Below are 17,948 nucleotides of genomic sequence, written 5' to 3' on the forward strand. Positions count from 1 at the left end.
GGAACGGCCCGAAACGACGTGATCCGGTGTCCACGGTCCGGTTTCGGCCAAGGATTGCCGACTCGTCGGCACACAGACAACCCCCGGGGCCGAACGCCGACTCTGACCGGTCGGAGACGGCCACGCGCCTCGACCACGCCCCGGCCGTCGTCTTCCCCGACAGGCACTCGCAGAACGAGGAACGATGACCAGATCCCCCAAGGCCCGTCTCGGCCGCTCGGTGATCGCCGGAGCCGCGGCCGTCGCCGTGACCGCCGGTATCGTCGCCGCCGCGCCCGACGACAAGGCCGCCCCGTCCGTCCCGCGGCTCAGCCTGATCGCCGCCTCTCAGTCGGTGACCCTCGACTCGTACCAGGAGGAGCCCGGCGTCTACCTCGACCTCGGTACGTACGTCACCGCCGAGAACGCCCCGCTGGAACTGAAGGTGACCCGCGCGTCCTACAAGGACCCGGTCGTCGCCAGGCAGATCATCAGAGAGGGCGGCAGGACCAAGGAGAAGGCCCTGCCCAAGGGGCTGGTGAAGGACTTCGGCGGGCTGCCCGGCTTTGTCCAGGTGACCGTCACCGACGCGGCGGGCAAGACCGTGCTGAACCGGTCCGAGGCCTTCTGCCCCAACAACGCGTCCGGCCGGGTGCGCCCCGACGCGCCGGCCACCTCGAAGTATCCGGAGAGCTGCCCCACCAACCCGTTCACGCTCGGTTCCGTGTGGGGCGTGGAGAAGGGCTGGGCCGCCAACACCTACGCGGGTGTGTACGCGGAGCCCGTCGTCCTGCCGGCCGGGAAGTACACGGCCAAGGTGTCCGTGGCGAAGCGTTACCGCGACATCTTCGGCATCGCGGACAAGCCGCAGACGGTCAAGGTGACCGTGCGCGAGATCAGCTCGGAGGGCGGTGCCGGCGCGACGCCCGCCGCGCGGCGCGACTCCGCCGCGGCGGGCCACGCCGCTCACGGCACCGCGCCCGCGGGCCACGCCGACCACGCCGCCCCTGCCGGTCACGGCGCGGTGGCCCCGGCTGCACCCGCGGCCCCGACGAGCGGCGCGGGACCCTCGTACAACGTGGGCCACGGGCCGCTGATCCCGGCGCCGCCCGCCGTGCCGTGGGCCGTGAAGAGGCAGGGGCTCAAGGCCGGGGCACGGATGGGTGACGGGGCCGGGCAGACGGACGGCTCCCGCAAGGCGCCCGCCGTCAAGCCCGCGGCCAAGCGGCCGGCGGGCAAGGCGACCGTGCCGAATGTTCCCAAGCCCGACCTCCGTTCGCTGCCCGCCTACGGCATCACCGTCAGCCCGCCGGCCACCGAAGGGCCCGACAAGGGCAAGGACTTCCTCGCCTTCAGCGCCAACGTGTGGAACGCCGGCCCGGCGCAGCTGGTGGTCGACGGCTTCCGCGCGCCCGGCAAGGAGCTGATGGACGCCTACCAGTACTTCTACGACGCGAAGGGCAAGCAGGTCGGCTACACCCCGACCGGCACCATGGAGTGGGACCCGCGTCCGGGCCACGAGCACTGGCACTTCACCGACTTCGCCAGCTACCGGCTGCTGAAGGCCGACCAGAAGGTGGCGGTGCGCAGCGGCAAGGAGGCCTTCTGCCTCGCCAACACCGACGCGGTCGACTACACGGTGAAGAACGCCAACTGGCACCCGTACAACACCGATCTGTCCACGGCGTGCGGTCAGCAGAACTCCATCTCGGTGCGGGAGGTGCTGGACGTCGGCTCCGGCGACACCTACACCCAGGACCTGCCCGGCCAGTCGTTCGACATCACCTCGCTGCCGAACGGCACCTACTACATCCAGGTGCTGGCCAACCCGGAGAAGCGGCTCAAGGAGACCGACCTGACCAACAACAGCGCCCTGCGCAAGGTCGTGCTGGGCGGCAAGAAGGGCGCGCGTACGGTGACCGTCCCCGCGCACGACCTGGTGAACGCCAACTGACGTGCCCGGGCGCCCGGACCTCCGGGCGTCCCGCCCCCGGGCCCTCAGGCCCCGGATCAGGCCCGCAAGGCCCTCAGCAGCAGGTCGGCCAGGTGCTCGGCCACCTGCTGCGGGCTGAGCGGCCCGTCCGGGCGGTACCAGGTCGACAGGTGGTGGACCGAGCCGAAGTGGTAGTCCACCACCAGGTCGGCCGGCGTGGCGGTGGAGAAGACGCCCTGCGCCTGCCCCTCCTCGATGAGGGCCCGGAACCGCTCGTGGTAGCGGCGCCGCTCCGCGCGCACCTGCTTGTTCTTCTCCGGGCTCAGATGGTGCATCGACCGGAAGAAGATGGACGCGTCGTCGAGGTTCTCGATCGTGGTGACGACGACGTCGGCGGCGGCGTCGCGCAGCCGCTGCTCCACGGGGGCGTCCGCTCCCGCGAAGGCGTCCAGCCGCTCCTGCTGGAGCCGCAGCACGCGCGCGTACACCTCCTGGAGCAGGTCCTCCTTGGAGCCGAAGTAGTGGTAGAGGGCGCCCTTGGTGACGCCGGCCGCCTCGACGATCTCCTGGACGGAGGTCCGGTCGTACCCCTGTTCGGCGAAGAGCCGGGTGGCGGTGGCCAGCAGCCTCTGGGGGACGGGGGTGCCGTTCCCGTCCGTCGTCCTGGCCATGTGCCGCCACCTCTCTCGTACGTGTGCGTGTCGCTGGGTCTTACGCGGGGTGACGCAGTTCCCGCCTGAGGATCTTCCCACTCGTCGTCTTCGGCAGTTCCGGCAGGATCTCGACCTCACGGGGGTATTTGTACGCCGCGAGACGCTGCTCGCAGTACGCCGAGAGCTCGTCGGCCCCGGCCGCGGCGCCCGGGCGCAGACTGACGTAGGCCTTGACCGTCTCCCCGCGGTAGGCGTCGGGGACACCGACCACGGCCGCCTCGCGGACCGCCGGGTGGGTGTAGAGCACGTCCTCCACCTCCCGCGGCCACACCTTGAACCCCGAGGCGTTGATCATGTCCTTCTTGCGGTCGACGACGTAGAGCCAGCCGTCCGGGTCCATGAAGCCGATGTCGCCGGTGCGCAGCTCGCCGTCCGGGAAGCCCTCGGCGGTGGCCTCCGGCAGCCGCCAGTAGCCGGGGACGACCTGCGGGCCGCGTACCGCGATCTCGCCCTGTTCGCCGAACGGCACCTCCTCCCCGTTCTCGCCCAGGATGCGGACGACGGTGTCGGGCCCGGGGACGCCGACCGCGAGGGTGCCGGAGGCGGGGTCGACCGGGGCCTCCTTCTCGGGGGGCACGGCGGCGCAGGGAGCGGTGCACTCGGTGAGGCCGTACCCATTGCGGATGTACGGGCCGAAGCCGGCCCGGAACTTCTCGACCAGCGCCGGGGGCAGGGGGGCGCCGCCGGAGGAGATGACCCGGAAGGACGCGAAGTGGCCGGGGGTGGCGGCGGGGTGGGCGGCCAGCGCCATGAAGGCGGTGGAGGGGCCGACGGTGTAGGCGGGACGGTGCTCGGCGAAGGCGTCCAGGACGACGCCCGCCTCGAAGCGGTACGCGAGGACGAGGGTGCCCGCGTTGGCGACGCAGGCGGCCAGTTCGCAGACCATGCCGGTGATGTGGAAGAGCGGGGCGAGGGCGAAGTAGGCGGCGCCCTCCTCGACGGGGTGGCCGGTGCGCTGCCGCTCGGCGTTGTACATGATCCCGCGGTGCAGGTTCATGGCGCCCTTGGGCGTGCCGCTGGTGCCGGAGGTGTAACTGATCAGGGCCACGTCGGCGGGGGTGAGGTCGCGCCCGTGCCGCGGCGCCGGGTGCTCCGCCCGGGCGACGGCGACCAGGTCGTCGGTGTCGGCCGGCACGGGCAGCCGGTCGAAGCCGAGGACGCGCGGGTCGTCGCGCGTCTGGAGGTCCTTCTCGCAGGCGGTGAGGGCGACGCGTACGGGCGAGCCGGCGGCCGTCTCGCGCAGGTAGCCCTCCCAGGCGCGGTCGGAGCAGATCAGCGCGCTCGCCCCGGAGTCGTCCAGTACGTGGGCGACCTCGGCCGACTTGTACATCGGGTTCAGCGGGACGACGGTCGCGCCCGCCTTCCAGGCGCCGAGCAGGGCGAGGACGAAGTGCGGGGTGTTCTGGAGCATGAGCGCGACCCGGTCGCCGCGCCCGACGCCCCGGGAGGCCAGGTAACCGGCGACCGAGTCGGAGAGCGCGTCGGTCTCGCGGTAGGTCAGGCGCCCGTCGAAGTAGGCCAGGGCCGGGTGCTCGGGGGCCCGGGCGACGGCGGCGCGGAAGGCGTGCACGAGGGTGGCGGCCGGCCGTACCGGGGCCCGCTGGGCCTCGCTGAGCTGCGCGAGCCACGGCTTGGCCGCGTAGATCGAGGTCGTCGGGTTCACTTCCCGCTGCCCTCCCACTTCTGCTGGAGGTGGCTCATGTTGTTCAGCCAGCGCTCGGGGTCGGTCGCACGGGCCCGGTAGTACCCGGCGACCTCCGGGTGGGGCAGGATCAGGAACGTGTCGGTCCCGATGCCCTCGAACAGCGCGTCGGCGACGTCCTCGGGTTCGATGGCGGTGGGGGCGAGGACGAGCTCGCCCGCCGAGCCGGCGGCGGTCAGCATGTCGGTGCGGACGCCCTGCGGGCAGATCGCGTGCACCTTGACGCCGCGGTGGCGGTAGGTGAGCGAGAGCCATTCGGCGAAGGCGTACGCGCCGTGCTTGGACACGCTGTAGGGCGCGGCGCCGACCATGGTGAGCAGTCCGGCGGCGGAGACGGTGGAGACGAAGCGGCCGGAACCGCGCTCCAGCCAGTCGGGCAGCAGGGCGCGGGCCGCCCGGACGTGGGCCATCACGTTGACGTCCCAGGCCGCGGCCCACACGTCTTCCTCGGCGAAGGCGTCGCCGGGCGAGGCCAGGCCGGCGTTGGCGCAGTACACGTCGACCGTGCCGCCGAGCGCTTCGCGGGCCTCCTCGACGATGGCGGAGGCGTCGCCGGGGACGGCGGTGGCGCCGATCTCGTCGGCGACGGCCTTGGTGCGCCCGGGGTCGATGTCGTTGACGACGACGCGGGCCCCTTCGGCGGCGAACCTGCGGGCGAGTGCGGCTCCGATGCCGCCGCCCGCTCCGGTGACGACCACGCCCGCGCCCTGGACCGTACTCATCGAGACCCGCCTCTCGTCGTGATTCGCGGCCGTCCCTGCCGGCCGAGGGACAGACTAACCAGTCGGTATGTGCGGGGGGAAGGCCGCGCCGCCCGTCGACCCGGCCGAGGCCGAGGCACTCGAGGAGTGAGGGAAGACCGCCGTGCCGTCTTCGTTCCCCGGGGCCCGGGGGCGCGCTAGCGTGCGAGTCCGGAACGGTCGGGCGTCACGGAGGTGTACGGATGAGCGTGTCCAGACGGGGTCTGTTGGTCGCCGGTGGCGCGGCGGGAGCGGCGGGAGCGGCGGCGGGGATGGTGGCGGCTCCCGGCCGGGCGGCCGCGCGCGGAGCCGGCCGCCGGGTGCGGACCGGCTTCGACCGGCTCGCGGCCGACGGGTACGCGGCGCTGGCCGGGCAGCGGGTGGGGGTGGTGACCAACCCGACGGGGGTGACCTCCGAGGCGCGGCACATCGTGGACGTCATGCACGCCGACGACCGGGTGGACCTGGCGGCGGTCTTCGGCCCCGAGCACGGTTTCCGCGGCACGGCCCAGGCGGGTGGTTCGGAGGGGCGGTACGACGACCCGGCGACGGGCCTGCCGGTGTACGACACGTACCTGAAGAGCGGGCGGGCGCTGGCGGAGGTGTTCACCGCCTCGGGGGTCGACACGGTCGTCTTCGACATCCAGGACGTGGGGGCGCGCTTCTACACGTATATCTGGACGCTGTACGACTGCATGATGTCGGCGGCACTGGCGGGGAAGCGTTTCATGGTGCTGGACCGGCCGAACCCGGTGACCGGGCGGGCGGCTCTCGGGCCGGTGCTGGACCGGGCGTTCGCGACGTTCGTGGGGCGCGAGCCGATCGCCCAGGCCCACGGGATGACGGTGGCGGAGCTGGCGCGGCTGTTCAACGGCGAGTTCCTGGCGGAGCCGGTGGAGCTGGCGACCGTACGGATGTCCGGGTGGCGGCGGACCGACTTCTTCGACGCGACGGGGCTGCCGTGGGTGCCCCCGAGCCCCAACATGCCGACGCCGGACACCGCGCTGGTGTACGCGGGCACGTGCCTGTTCGAGGGGACGAACCTGTCGGAGGGGCGGGGCACGACGCGCCCCTTCGAACTGCTGGGCGCCGAGGGGGTGGACCGCCGGTGGGCGGAGGCGGCGAACGCCCTGGACCTGCCGGGTGTCCGGTTCCGCGAGGCGTATTTCGCCCCGGTGTTCTCCAAGTTCGCGGGGAGGACGGTCGGCGGTGTGCAGGTGCACGTGGACGACCGGGAGGCATTCGATCCCGTGCGCGCGGGTATCGGTCTCCTGGTGACGGCGAAGCGGAGCTGGAGCGGCTTCGCCTGGCGGGCGGACAACTGGATCGACAGGCTGACCGGCTCGACGCGGGTCCGGACGCTGATCGACGCTGGTGCGGGCACGGACGAGGTGGTGGCCGCCTGGGAGGCGGACCTGGCGGCCTTCCGGTCGGTGCGGCGGCGGTACCTGATGTACCGCTGAGCGGGGCGTCGGTGGCCGAACCGGCCACGGCCGGGCGGGCGCCGGGCCGTTCCGCCCGGCCTCCGCGGCGGCGGTATCGCGCCGATGCCGTCGCCGGTGCGGCGCGACCGGTGGGGGCGGGTTCGTGCCCGCCCCGGAGGCGGTGGACCGGCGCTGTGGTCCGGCGCCGCGGTGAGGGAGCGTCACTTCGCCGCAGTCGCCGCGCGGGGCGCCGCGGGGGCATTTCACGTCAGATGTCCCGCCGATGGGCGTCATTCGTTTTTCGATGGAGCCGAACTGGGAACCCGTACGTCCATTCATCGACGCCGAAGTACGAGTGACGGAGGTGGCAGTGCGATGGCCGGTTTCCGGAGCCTGGCGAGACAGGTACGGGATCCAGAAGGTGATTTGGCGCTACGGCGGTATTCGCTGCGCAAGTGCCTTGAACGGTTCGCCCCTTATGGGCACCGGGCCACCTGGGACCACCTGTGCTCCCGGCACAGGTTCGGGCCCGAGGACCGGGAGCCCGATCCGGCGCGGCTGGTGGCCGCGCTCGACGAGCTGGAGGAGGCGCGCGCGGTGTGGCTCGCGTACGAGGCCAAGTTCGCCGCGCGCCGCAGGCGTGAGAAGCACGACGGGCTGCGACGGCCGGGCTGGATCGACGACTGGCACCGGCGCACCTGGGGCGGCAACGGCATCGCGCGGTGCGACGATCCGTCGCTGCACCCGACGGTGCCGCTCGCGGAGGCGCTGCGCCGGCTGATCACCGCCCTGGAGGCGGGGCCGGGCGAGCACTGCCCGGTGTGCGCGGGGGACGGGATCGTCTGGCGGTCGAACCTGTCGAACGAGCCGTGGTTCGGCCCGGTGTGCACGAGCTGCGGGGTGGTGGTGCCGCAGGCCGTACTGACGCCCGAGGCGCTGGCACTGGCCAAGCGCGGCCGGCGCAAGGAGCTCGCGTCGGTGGCATGAGCGCGGGGGCGCGCACCGGCGCCGCCCCGCGCCCGTGCCCTGACGCCCGTGCGCCCGTGCCCTGACGCCCCGTGCCCCTGACGCCCGTGCGCCCGGGGCCCGTTGCGGGCGGGGCCCGTTGCCGGCGGGGGCTGTCAGTGGCGGGTGGCACCATCGGGGCATGATCCAGGTCTGTCTGAACGGGAGCCGCGGGACGGGGGATCCCGCGGCCGTGCCCGTGTCGCCCGGCGCGATGGCCGAGTCGGCCGCCCTCGCGGTGGCGGCCGGGGCCGCCGAGGTGCACGTGCACCCCAAGACGCCCTGCGGGGACGACACGCTGTCGCCGCGTGCGGTGGCCGCGGTACTGGAGGCGATACGGGGCGCGGTGGACGTTCCGGTCGGGGTGACCACCGGCGCGTGGGCGGAGCCGGACCCGGGTCGGCGGGTGGAGCGGGTGCGATCCTGGACGGTGCTGCCCGACCTCGCCTCGGTCAACTGGCACGAGCCGGGTGCCGAGGAGGTGGCCGCGGCGCTGCTGGAGCGGGGCGTGGGCGTGGAGGCGGGCCTCTGGTCGGGGACGGACGGGGTGCGGCGGTTCCTGGCGTCGCCCCTGGCGCCCCGGGCGTCGCGCGTGCTGGCCGAGGTGACGGACCGGGACCCGGCGTCGGCCGGGGACACGGCCCGCGGCCTGCTGGCGGAGCTGGGCGGCGCCCTTGGCGTGCCCGTGCTGCTGCACGGCGAGGACGGCGGCACGTGGCCGGTGCTGCGCCTGGCGTTCCGGCTGGGTCTGGACACCCGGGTGGGCCTGGAGGACACGCTGCTGCTGCCCGACGGGCGCCCGGCGGGGTCGAACGCGCGGCTGGTCGCGGCGGCCCGGGCGGAACGCGACGATACCAAGCGGTGAATTCGGTGGGCCACCGTATTCACGTCCGGCGACAGTGGGGGCGATGAGGACCCCGCCAGGAGGAGCAGAGCCATGTCGACCCTGCGTGTCACCGCCGAGGTGCTGACCGTGCACGACCATCCGAACGCCGACGCCCTGGAGCTCGCCCAAGTGGGCCTGTACCGCGCGGTCGTCGCCAAGGGTGCCTATCGCACCGGTGACGCGGCCGTGTACATCCCGGAGCAGGCGGTGCTGCCGCCGGAGCTCGTCGAGGAGCTGGGGCTGACCGGACGGCTGGCCGGGAAGGCGTCGAACCGGGTGAAGGCGGTACGGCTGCGCGGTGAGCTGTCGCAGGGCCTCGTCTGCCGGCCGGTGGCCCTCGCGGACGTGGACCTGGCACGGGCGGCCGCCGAGGGCACCAACTTCGCGGAGGCGCTGGGCGTCACCAAGTGGGCGCCGCCGGTGCCGACGACGATGAACGGTGACGTGGAGCCGGCTCCGGACCTGCTGCCGTGGGTCGACATCGAGAACATCCAGCGGTACCCGGACATCTTCGCGCCGGGCGAGCCGGTCGTCCTGACGGAGAAGCTGCACGGCACGGCCTGCCTGATGACGTACGTCGCCGGGGACGAGCGGGTGTACGTCTCCTCGAAGGGCTTCGGCGCCAAGGGCCTGGCCCTGCGGGAGGACCCGCGCAACCTGTACTGGCGGGCGGTCCGGGCGTACGGCGTGCCGGCGGTCGCCGCACGCCTCGCCGCCGGGCTGGGCGCGTCCCGGATCGGGGTGTTCGGCGAGGTCTTCGGGGCGGGGGTGCAGGACCTGGCGTACGGCGCCGACGTTCGCGGCCCGGAGCTGGGTTACGCCGTCTTCGACGTCGCGGCCGAGGTCGGCGGGCAGGTCCGGTGGCTGGACCCGGCCGAGGTGCTGGAGGGCGCCTTGCCGACGGCGCCCCGGCTGTACACGGGGCCGTACGACATCGCGAAGGTGCTGGAGCTGGCCACCGGCCGGGAGACGGTCTCGGGGCGGGAGCTGCACCTGCGCGAGGGCGTGGTGATCCGCCCGGCCGGCGAGCGGTACAGCCCGGTGGTGGGCGGCCGGGCGATAGCGAAGGCGGTGAGTCCCGCCTACCTCACCCGCAGGGGCGGCACCGAGTACGAGTGAGCTTTATTGAGTGCCCTCTTGTCAACTTTGTCCGGTGGAGTTATAAGAGGAGGCAGACGGTCAGCAGCATCCGTGAGTACGCAGAGGAGGGACCGACGATGCTGATGCGGACCGACCCCTTCCGTGAACTCGACCGGCTCACCGAACGCCTCTGGGGCACCAGCGCCCACCCGGCGGCCATGCCCATGGACGCCTACCGCGAAGGGGACACGTTCGTCGTCCTGCTCGACCTTCCGGGCGTCACCCCCGAGAGCATCGACCTGGACGTGGAGCGCAATGTGCTCACCGTCCGGGCCGAGCGCCGGACCGCCCCGGACGGCGACGCGGAGATGGTCATCGCCGAGCGGCCCGCCGGCACGTTCAGCCGCCAGCTGTTCCTGGGCGAGACGCTGGACACCGACCGCATCCAGGCGTCCTACGACACGGGCGTCCTGACACTGCGGATCCCGGTCGCCGAGCAGGCCAAGCCACGCAGGATCGAGATCAGCGGCGGCGACCGCGCCGGCGACCGCAGGCTGATCAGCGGCTGAATCCACCCGCCGCGCCGCAGGACGGGTGGGGACGGGTCCCACCCGGCCCGCCCCCACCCGCCGATCAACGCCGAGGGAGAGAGATGCGCATGCAGTGGGACGCGTTCCTGGCCGCGGTACAGGAACGCGGCGAGTACCCCTCCCGGCGGGAGGCCGACCGGGCAGCCCGCGTCGTCCTGGCCCTGCTGGGCGCCCACCTCGTCGGCAACGAGCGGGCCGAGCTGGCCGCCGGCCTGCCGGAGACCTGCGCCCTGGTCCTGCTCAACCCGCTCCCCGCCGCGGAGCCACTCGGACCGGAGCGGTTCGTGCGGGCGACGGCGGCATGGATCGAGGGCGCCACGGAGGAGACGGCCAAGTGGGACGTCGGCGCGGTCCTGAGCGTGGTGGCGGACACGGCGGGCGACGACCTGATGCGCCGGATACTCCTCCAGCTGCCGCCGGGCTACGACCTGCTGTTCGGCCGTCCCGGCATGGCCGGACCGGACCTGACCCCGGAGGCCTGACGGTCGACGGGACCGGGCGGCCGGCCCCGCCGCGCCCGGGCCGCGCCGCGGGGCCGCGCGCAGCCCCCCCCCCCCCCCCAGGCGAACTACCCCACCCGTCCTCCCCCCGCCGCTTACGCCTGCGCCTTCGGGGCGGGCGCGTCCCCGGCGGCCGGGCGGCGCCGCTCGGGCAGGAGGCGCGAGCCGACGAGGCGCTCACCTATGGCGTCGTCCGGGTTGGAGAGCACGCACGTCTTCAGGGAGAGGCAACCGCAGCCGATGCAGTCGGTGAGGTGGTCCCGCAGACGGCTCAACTGGTTGATCCGCTCGTCGAGTTCCGCGCGCCACGCCTCCGACAGGCGCGCCCAGTCCTCCCGGGTGGGCGTCCGCTCCTCGGGCAGCTCCGCCAGGGCGTCCCGGATCGTCGCGAGCGGGATGCCCACGCGCTGCGCCGCGCGTACGAAGGCGACGCGGCGCAGCGCGTCCCTGCTGTAGCGGCGCTGGTTGCCGCTGGTGCGGCGGCTGCTGATGAGGCCCTTGGACTCGTAGAAGTGCAGGGCCGAGACGGCCGCCCCGCTGCGCGCGGAGAGCTGGCCGACGGTGAGCTCGTTGATCTTCTCTGGAATCTGCGGCACCCCGCGAACCCTACTGGGCGCGCCCCGGCCGTCCGTTGACAGGACCGCGTTCCCCGCACCATGCTGAGCAAGCGCTTAGACATCGAGTGTCAGGGGAGCCGGAACATGGCAGAGCCGAGGATCTTCACATCCGCCGAAGAGCTGCGCGCGGCGGTCGGCGAGCAGCTGGGGCGGAGCGACTGGCTGGAGATCGAGCAGAAGCGGATCGACCTGTTCGCCGAGGCCACGGGCGACCACCAGTGGATCCACGTGGACCCGGAGCGGGCCGCGGCGGGGCCGTTCGGGACGACCATCGCGCACGGGTACCTCACGCTGTCGCTGCTCCCCCTCCTCGTACCGCAGATCATGCGGGTCGAGGGGATGAGGATGGGTGTCAACTACGGCACCAACAAGGTGCGCTTCCCCGCCCCCGTGCCGGTCGGGTCGCGACTGCGCGCGACGGCCCTGCTGAAGGACGTCGAGGACGCCGGCGGCGGCGTGCAGGTGACGGCCGTGGTGACGGTGGAGCGCGAGGGCGGCGACAAGCCGGTGTGCGTCGCGGAGTCGGTGTCCCGCTACTACTTCTGAGCCCCGGGCGCCGCGGCGCCCACCATCCGCAGCACGAGGTCGGCGTAGAGCGCGCCGACCTCGTCGGGCGTCCGGCGCCCCTCGGTGTTGAACCAGCGGGCCACGTCGATGCAGAGCGAGAGCACCGCGAGGGTGGTGCCGGAGACGTCGGGGACGTCGAACTCGCCCGTGGCCACGCCCTCGTTGATGATGCGGCGCACCGTGGCGTCGCTCCTGCGGCGCAGCTCGAAGATCTCCGCGCGGTGCTCGTCGCCGAGCGAGTCGAGCTCGTACTGGACCACGCGGGCGGTGGTGCGCCGGCCGGCGTGCCAGCGGACGAAGGAGCGCACGGCGTCGGCGAGCCGTTCCGCGGCGGTGCCGGGCCCGTCGGCGGCGGCCTGGAGGATGTGCAGCGCCTTCACGTGGCCGATGCGGCTGATCCGGTGGAGGAGCTCTTCCTTGGTCTTGTAGTGGATGTAGAGCGCGGCCGGGCTCATCCCGGCCCGGCCCGCGATGTCGCGGGTGGTGGTGGCGTGGTAGCCGCGCTCGGCGAAGGCCTCGACGGCGGCGACGAGCAGTCGCCTGGCCGCGTCGGGGGTCACCTCGTCCCACGGCGTGTCCTCGCCGCCGGCCGCTTCCTCCGCCGTACTCATCGCTCGCTCGCCCCTTCCGGTGGTCACAGGACGAACACCATACCCCGACAGTGAGCAAGCGCTTAGAGCTTCTGGAAGGGGTCGTGCTCGGCGAGCAGCTTCTCCAGCCGGGCCTGGTCGACCCGGCTGACGATCTGCCCGGCCTCCTGCCGGTCGCGGACGACCTTGGCCAGGGTGAAGGCGGAGGTGGTGAGGTAGAGGACCGCGACGCCCAGGAACGCCCGCACCCAGGCGTCGGCGTCCAGGTTGAAGACGCCGAGGGCGACCGCGCCGAGGGCGATCCCGAACGAGGCGACGGCCTGGCCGTAGTAGGCGGCCGTGTTCTGCTGCTTGACCGGTGTGTCACTCATGGGGCCAGGATGCGGACGCCGTGGCGCGGCCCGCATCCGCCGCCGTACTCATGAGCGTACTCAGAAGGCGGAGACGCCCGTCAGGGCGCGGCCGATGATCAGCTTCTGGATCTGGCTGGTGCCCTCGTACAGGGTCATCACCCGGGCGTCGCGCAGCAGCTTGCCGACCGGGTACTCGTCGATGTAACCGTAACCGCCGTAGACCTGGAGGGCGTTGTTGGCCGACCGCACGGCGGCCTCGGAGGCGAACAGCTTGGCCTGGGAGGCGGCCGTGGCGAAGTCCTGGCCGCGGTCGACGAGGTCGGCGACCCGCCAGGTCAGCAGCCGCGCCGCGGCCACGTCGACGGAGATGTCGCTGATCAGCTCCTGGACGAGCTGGTACGAGGCGATCCGCTTGCCGAACTGCTCCCGCTCCCCCGCGTACCGCACGGCCGCGTCCAGCGCCGCCTGGGCGATGCCGACGCATCCGGCGGCGACCGACATCCGGCCCTTGGCGAGCGCGGACATGGCGATGGAGAAGCCCTTGCCCTCCGGGCCCATGAGCGCCGAGGCGGGCACGCGGACGTCTTCGAGGACCAGTTCGGCGGTGGCCTGGCCGCGCAGGCCGAGCTTGCCGTGGATGGTGCGGCGGGTGAGGCCGGGGGTGTCGGTGGGGACCAGGAAGGCGGAGACGCCGCGGTGACCGGGGGTGTCGTTGGTACGGGCGAAGAGCAGCACCACATCGGCCCAGGTGCCGTTGGTGATGAACATCTTGGTGCCGTTGATGACGTAGTCGCCGCCGTCGCGCACGGCCCGGGTGGTGAGGTTTCCGGCGTCCGAGCCGGTGCCGGGCTCGGTGAGGCCGAAGCAGCCGAGCGCGTCGCCGGAGGTGAGGCGGGGCAGCCAGTGCCGCTTCTGCTCCTCGTCGCCCCAGGCGGCGATGGTCTTGGCGACCAGGCCCAGCGAGACGGACACGATGCCGCGCACCGACGAGTCGCCGCGCCCCAGCTCCTCGGTGACCAGACAGTAGGCCAGGTGGTCGCCGCCCGAGCCGCCGTACTCCTCGGGGACGGTGAGGCCGAGGAAGCCGAGCGCGCCGAGCTTCTCGACGATCGACCTGTCGACGCTCTCGGCCCGGTCCCAGGCGACGGCGTGCGGGGCGATCTCGCGCTGGACGAAGTCCTCGGCGAGCTGCCTGACGGCCGTCTGCTCCTCGCTCAGCTCCAGGTTCATGCGCGGTCACCCCACTTTAACTACCACTGCTAGTTTCCGGTACCCGGCCTACTATGTGCCGCATGGCCCGACCGCGCAAGCCCCTGCTGAGCAGAGACCGCATCGTCGCCACGGCCGGTGCGCTCGTGGACGCGGAGGGGCTGGACGCCGTCTCGACCCGTCGCCTCGCCGCCGAACTGGGCGTCAGCGGGCCGTCGCTCTACAACCACTTCCGCACGAAGGACGAGATCCTGGAGGCGGTGGCGGACTCGGTGAGCGCGAGGGTCGACCTGTCGATGTTCGACGAGGACGACGGCCGCGACTGGCGCACCGCCCTGCACGACTGGGCCGTCTCGTACCGCGCGGCTCTCACCGACCACCCCAACATCGTGCCGGTGCTCGCCCGCGGCCCCGGCCGCCGCCCGGCCGGCCTGCGCGTCGCCGACGCCGTCTTCGGCGCCATGGTCCGCGCGGGCTGGCCCCCGGCCCAGGCCACCCACATCGGCGCGCTGATGCGGTACTTCATCACCGGCTCGGCGCTCGGCTCCTTCGCCCGCGGATTCGTCGACGACGAGACGGCCTACGACCCGGCCGACTACCCGCACCTGGGCCGGGCCCACCTCCTGGCCGAACGGCAGGAGCAGGTCGACGAGGGCGCCTTCGAGACGGGCCTGCGAGCGCTGCTGGACGGACTCGCGGTGCGCTACGAGGGAGCGGTACGGCGCTGAGCCCGGCGCCGCGGCACGACGCCGCCGGTGCGGGAGCGGCACACGTGCGGCACGTACGCCGCCGGTGCGAGCGGCACGCGTGCCCCGGCCGCCCGCGGGCGGCCGGGGTCGCGCGGCGGGTGGGCCGGGGGCCAGGCCGTGTCCGTGAGGTCGCGCCCGGCCCGCGGCGCCCCATCCTCGGGGCGGACGCCGATACCTTGGGACACTCCCTAGAAGACCACCAGGGCCCGTCCGCCCTTGCCGGCGATCATGTTGTCGAACGCCGCCGGGATGCCGTCCAGCGCGATCCGCTCGGTGACCAGCGCGGCCAGGTCGAAGCGCCCGGCCCGGATGTGCGCGGCGATGGCCGGCAAATCCTCGGCCGGGCGGGAGTTGCCGTACACGCAGCCGGAGAGCGTGCGGCCCCAGTGGAAGACCTCCAGGGCGTTGAACGTCACCTGCTGGTCCTTGCCGCCGATGCCGACGACCGTGGTGCGGCCGCCGCGCCGGGTGGACTCCCAGGCGGTACGGATGGTGACGGCGCGGCCGACGCACTCGACGGCCACGTCGGCGCCATGGCCCCCGGTGAGCCTGCGCACCTCCCTGGCGGTGGTCTCGGAGGCGACCAGGTACTCGGTGGCGCCGGCCTGCCGGGCGAGCGCCTCCTTCTCGGGCGACACGTCGACCGCGATGATCGTCCCCGCGCCGGCGATGCGGGCGGCCTGGAGGGTGGCGAGGCCCACCCCGCCGACGCCGAACACCACGACCGACTCGCCCTCGCGCACCCGTGCGGAGTGGTGGACGGCCCCGTACCCGGTGAGGACGGCGCAGCCCAGCAGGGCGGCATCGGCCAGCGGCACGCCGTCGGGGGCGGGCAGCACGCAGGCGGCGGGCACCACGGTCTCCTCGGCGAACGCGGCGACGTTCAGGCCCGGGTGGAGGTCCCTGCCGTCCTCCGCGACGGCGTGGATCCTCGCCGCGCCGGTGAGCGCGTCGGCGCAGAGCCACACCTCGCCCAGCGTGCAGGGGTGGCAGGTGCCGCAGGACGGCGCCCAGTTGAGCACGACGGCGTCGCCGGGGGCGATGTGGCCGACGCCCTCGCCCACGGCGAGCACGGTCCCGGAGCCCTCGTGACCGAGGACGGCGGGGACGGGCAGCCGCATGGTGCCGTTGGACAGGGACAGGTCGGAGTGGCAGACACCGGCCGCGGCGAGGCGGATCCTCACCTGACCGGGGCCGGGCTCCGGGAGTTCGATGCGGGTGATCTCCAGAGGAGCACCTATGGCGGGCAGGACGGCGGCGCGGACCACGATCGTTGTCTCCCGGTTTCGGTCAGAACTGAAGGGACTTGGTCTGGAGGTATTCGGCGAGGCCGTGCGTGCCCAGCTCGCGCCCGACGCCCGAGCGCTTGTAGCCGCCGAAGGGGGCGAGCGGGTTGAACCGGCCGCCGTTGATGTCGACCTGGCCGGTCTCCATGCGGCGCGCGAAGGCGACGGCCGTCTCGTCGTCGGCCGCCCACACCGCGCCGGCGAGGCCGTACACGGTGCCGTTGGCGATCCGCAGGGCGTCGTCCTCGTCCTCGTACGGCAGGATCGAGACGACCGGGCCGAAGATCTCCTCCTGGGCGATGGTCATCTCGGGCGTGACGTCCGCGAAGACGGTGGGGCTGACGTAGTAGCCCTTGTCGCGAGGGGCTTCGGGGCCGCCGGCGACGAGCCGGGCGCCTTCGGCGATGCCCTTCTCGATGTAGCCGCGCACCCGTTCCTGCTGCTTGGCGTTGACGAGCGGGCCGATGCGCTCGCCCGGCACGTACTTGGCGACGGCCTGGGCGGCGAGGGCGACGGCCTCCTCGTGCCGGTCGCGGGGGACGAGCATCCGGGTCCAGGCGCTGCACGTCTGACCGGAGTTGGACATGACGTTGGCCACGCCCACGCCGACCGCCTTGGCGAGGTCGGCGCCGGGCAGGATGACGTTGGCGGATTTGCCGCCCAGCTCCAGGGCCACGCGCTTGACGGCCGCGCCGGCCAGGGCGCCGATCCGGCTGCCGACGGCGGTGGAGCCGGTGAAGGAGACCATGTCGACGCCGTCGTGCTCGGCGAGGGCCTGGCCGGCGACCGGGCCGAGGCCCGTCACCAGGTTGAACACGCCGGCGGGCAGTCCGGCCGCGTCCACGGCCTCGGCGAACAGCTGGGCGGTCAGGGGGGTGTCCTCGGCGGGCTTGAGGACGATCGTGCACCCGGCGGCCAGGGCGGGTGCCACCTTGGCGACGATCTGGTGCAGCGGGTAGTTCCAGGGGGTGATGGCGCCCACCACGCCGACCGGTTCCAGCAGGACGGTGGAGTTCCCGGCCTTCTCCTCGAAGGAGTACGAGGCGGCCAGGTCCGCGTACGTCCCGGCGACGACGACGGGGAGGCCGGCGTGGATGGCCTGGGCCGCCTGCGGCGGGGCGCCGAGTTCCGCCGTCACGGTCGCGGCGATCTCGTCCTGGCGGGCGGCCAGGGCGTCGCGCAGGGCGGTGATCCGGGCGGCCCGGTCGGCCGGCGCGGTGGCGGCCCACGCCGGCAGCGCGGCGCGGGCGGCCCGGACCGCGGCGTCGACGTCCTCGGCCGTGCCGGCCGGTACGTGGCCGATGACCTGCTCGTCGGCCGGGTTCACCACCGCGATGGTGCCGGTCCCGGCGGCGGGCCGCCAGGCGCCGTCGATGTACATCCCGTCGTGGGCCTTCATCCGCTTCTCCTTCGGCCTTCGGACCTGTGTGGTCGGTCGCCCCACCCAAACTAGCGGTGGTAGTTTTCCGGCGCCAGGGGCTGTGGGACCGACCACATCACATCAGAAGTCCACCGAGGTCCGTTCGTCGAGGCGGGCCACCGACTCCTGGCCGAAGGCGCGCTCGTAGGCGCCGCGGATCCGTTCGACCCCCGGGTCGCGCGCCCCGGCCTCCGCCGCCGGGTACAGCAGGATCAGTTCGTACGACCGCTCCCGCTCGATCCGGCCGCTCGCGTCCCGCCACTGCCCGCGCCCCTCCTGCACGGTCAGCCCCTCGGGGAAGGCGGGCGTGACCTCCCGGTCGACGAAGGCCATGAACTGCGCGTCCGTGACGGCCGGACCGCCGTCGGACCGCTCGGTCCCGAAGAGCAGCCGCGTCTCCACGTACGCCGTGCCGCGGGCCGCGGTCACGGCACCGGTGCCACCGCCGGTGGCCCGGTCGCCGAAGGCCGCGTACGCGGCGGGCGCGCCGGCCGCGAGCAGCACGGTCGCCGTGGTGAGCGCCAGGCGGGAGCGGGTGGTGGTGAGCATCGGCATGGCGGGGCCTCTCCGGGCGGCAGCGGGGACGCCGCCCACTCTGACAGCCC

At 73.5% G+C, this 17,948-nt stretch carries 19 protein-coding genes; 9 read left to right on the forward strand and 10 right to left on the reverse strand.

What is annotated here, in order from left to right:
* Positions 1-184 precede the first annotated feature (184 nt).
* On the forward strand, positions 185-1,933 hold the full coding sequence (locus AC07DW_RS14730) for a lysyl oxidase family protein (protein WP_478858014.1): 1,749 nt from the start codon (positions 185-187) through the stop codon (positions 1,931-1,933).
* Between the two features lie 56 nt (positions 1,934-1,989).
* Here AC07DW_RS14730 and AC07DW_RS14735 read toward each other — a convergent pair whose 3' ends face one another.
* Genes AC07DW_RS14735 through AC07DW_RS14745 form a run of 3 tightly spaced genes read right to left on the reverse strand, consistent with a single transcriptional unit; the run spans position 1,990 to position 5,049 of the window.
* Positions 1,990-2,583 (reverse strand): TetR/AcrR family transcriptional regulator, encoded by a 594-nt coding sequence (locus AC07DW_RS14735; protein WP_478858015.1) that lies wholly within the window; start codon positions 2,581-2,583, stop codon positions 1,990-1,992.
* 40 nt (positions 2,584-2,623) lie between these two features.
* Positions 2,624-4,288 carry an AMP-binding protein gene (locus tag AC07DW_RS14740; RefSeq protein WP_478858016.1) on the reverse strand — a complete coding sequence of 555 codons (1,665 nt, stop codon included), beginning with the start codon at positions 4,286-4,288 and terminating at the stop codon, positions 2,624-2,626.
* Entirely contained in the window at positions 4,285-5,049 is a 765-nt protein-coding gene (locus AC07DW_RS14745; protein WP_478858017.1) for an SDR family oxidoreductase, read from the reverse strand. The genes AC07DW_RS14740 and AC07DW_RS14745 overlap by 4 nt, the downstream gene beginning before the upstream one ends.
* A 221-nt stretch (positions 5,050-5,270) precedes the next feature.
* On the opposite strand from AC07DW_RS14745, the gene AC07DW_RS14750 reads away from it, so the two are divergent.
* The 6 genes from AC07DW_RS14750 (at position 5,271) to AC07DW_RS14775 (ending at position 10,534) form a co-directional block, all read left to right on the forward strand.
* Complete coding sequence (locus tag AC07DW_RS14750) at positions 5,271-6,530, forward strand: exo-beta-N-acetylmuramidase NamZ family protein (protein ID WP_478858018.1); 1,260 nt, start codon at positions 5,271-5,273, stop codon at positions 6,528-6,530.
* A 336-nt stretch (positions 6,531-6,866) separates the two neighbouring features.
* Positions 6,867-7,478: a hypothetical protein gene (locus AC07DW_RS14755; protein WP_478858019.1), complete on the forward strand. Its 612-nt coding sequence runs from the start codon at positions 6,867-6,869 to the stop codon at positions 7,476-7,478.
* 160 nt (positions 7,479-7,638) lie between these two features.
* The gene (locus tag AC07DW_RS14760) at positions 7,639-8,361 is read left to right on the forward strand and encodes a 3-keto-5-aminohexanoate cleavage protein (protein ID WP_478858020.1); all 723 of its coding nucleotides are present in this window, start codon (positions 7,639-7,641) and stop codon (positions 8,359-8,361) included.
* A gap of 72 nt (positions 8,362-8,433) precedes the next feature.
* Positions 8,434-9,501 (forward strand): RNA ligase (ATP), encoded by a 1,068-nt coding sequence (locus AC07DW_RS14765; protein WP_478858021.1) that lies wholly within the window; start codon positions 8,434-8,436, stop codon positions 9,499-9,501.
* Positions 9,502-9,599: 98 nt separating this feature from the next.
* On the forward strand, positions 9,600-10,031 hold the full coding sequence (locus AC07DW_RS14770; RefSeq protein WP_478858022.1) for an Hsp20/alpha crystallin family protein: 432 nt from the start codon (positions 9,600-9,602) through the stop codon (positions 10,029-10,031).
* Positions 10,032-10,114: 83 nt separating this feature from the next.
* Positions 10,115-10,534 (forward strand): DUF2267 domain-containing protein, encoded by a 420-nt coding sequence (locus AC07DW_RS14775; protein WP_478858023.1) that lies wholly within the window; start codon positions 10,115-10,117, stop codon positions 10,532-10,534.
* A 113-nt stretch (positions 10,535-10,647) separates the two neighbouring features.
* Here the strand turns inward: AC07DW_RS14775 and soxR are convergent, their stop codons facing one another.
* On the reverse strand, positions 10,648-11,148 hold the full coding sequence (gene soxR / locus AC07DW_RS14780) for a redox-sensitive transcriptional activator SoxR (RefSeq protein WP_478858024.1): 501 nt from the start codon (positions 11,146-11,148) through the stop codon (positions 10,648-10,650).
* Between the two features lie 105 nt (positions 11,149-11,253).
* On the opposite strand from soxR, the gene AC07DW_RS14785 reads away from it, so the two are divergent.
* Complete coding sequence (locus tag AC07DW_RS14785; protein ID WP_478858025.1) at positions 11,254-11,715, forward strand: MaoC family dehydratase; 462 nt, start codon at positions 11,254-11,256, stop codon at positions 11,713-11,715.
* On the opposite strand, the gene AC07DW_RS14790 is transcribed toward AC07DW_RS14785, so the two are convergent.
* From AC07DW_RS14790 to AC07DW_RS14800, 3 genes are all read right to left on the reverse strand, one after another.
* Positions 11,706-12,347 carry a TetR/AcrR family transcriptional regulator gene (locus tag AC07DW_RS14790; RefSeq protein WP_478858026.1) on the reverse strand — a complete coding sequence of 214 codons (642 nt, stop codon included), beginning with the start codon at positions 12,345-12,347 and terminating at the stop codon, positions 11,706-11,708. The two genes, AC07DW_RS14785 and AC07DW_RS14790, sit on opposite strands and share 10 nt — an antisense overlap.
* A gap of 62 nt (positions 12,348-12,409) precedes the next feature.
* The gene (locus AC07DW_RS14795; RefSeq protein ID WP_478858027.1) at positions 12,410-12,697 is read right to left on the reverse strand and encodes a YiaA/YiaB family inner membrane protein; all 288 of its coding nucleotides are present in this window, start codon (positions 12,695-12,697) and stop codon (positions 12,410-12,412) included.
* Between the two features lie 60 nt (positions 12,698-12,757).
* Positions 12,758-13,909 carry an acyl-CoA dehydrogenase family protein gene (locus tag AC07DW_RS14800; protein ID WP_478858028.1) on the reverse strand — a complete coding sequence of 384 codons (1,152 nt, stop codon included), beginning with the start codon at positions 13,907-13,909 and terminating at the stop codon, positions 12,758-12,760.
* Between the two features lie 62 nt (positions 13,910-13,971).
* Here AC07DW_RS14800 and AC07DW_RS14805 point away from each other — a divergent pair, with 62 nt between their 5' ends.
* Complete coding sequence (locus AC07DW_RS14805) at positions 13,972-14,616, forward strand: TetR/AcrR family transcriptional regulator (protein WP_478858029.1); 645 nt, start codon at positions 13,972-13,974, stop codon at positions 14,614-14,616.
* A gap of 209 nt (positions 14,617-14,825) precedes the next feature.
* Here AC07DW_RS14805 and AC07DW_RS14810 read toward each other — a convergent pair whose 3' ends face one another.
* From AC07DW_RS14810 to AC07DW_RS14820, 3 genes are all read right to left on the reverse strand, one after another.
* Positions 14,826-15,905 (reverse strand): zinc-binding dehydrogenase, encoded by a 1,080-nt coding sequence (locus AC07DW_RS14810; RefSeq protein WP_478858030.1) that lies wholly within the window; start codon positions 15,903-15,905, stop codon positions 14,826-14,828.
* Positions 15,906-15,927: 22 nt separating this feature from the next.
* A complete protein-coding gene (locus AC07DW_RS14815; RefSeq protein ID WP_478858031.1) occupies positions 15,928-17,322 on the reverse strand; it encodes an aldehyde dehydrogenase family protein in 1,395 nt (464 codons plus the stop codon).
* Positions 17,323-17,424: 102 nt separating this feature from the next.
* Positions 17,425-17,898, reverse strand: a complete 474-nt coding sequence (locus AC07DW_RS14820; protein WP_478858032.1) for a DUF3574 domain-containing protein — start codon at positions 17,896-17,898, stop codon at positions 17,425-17,427.
* Positions 17,899-17,948 lie beyond the last annotated feature (50 nt).

The sequence above is a fragment of the Streptomyces sp. NPDC045701 genome, assembly GCF_056432045.1.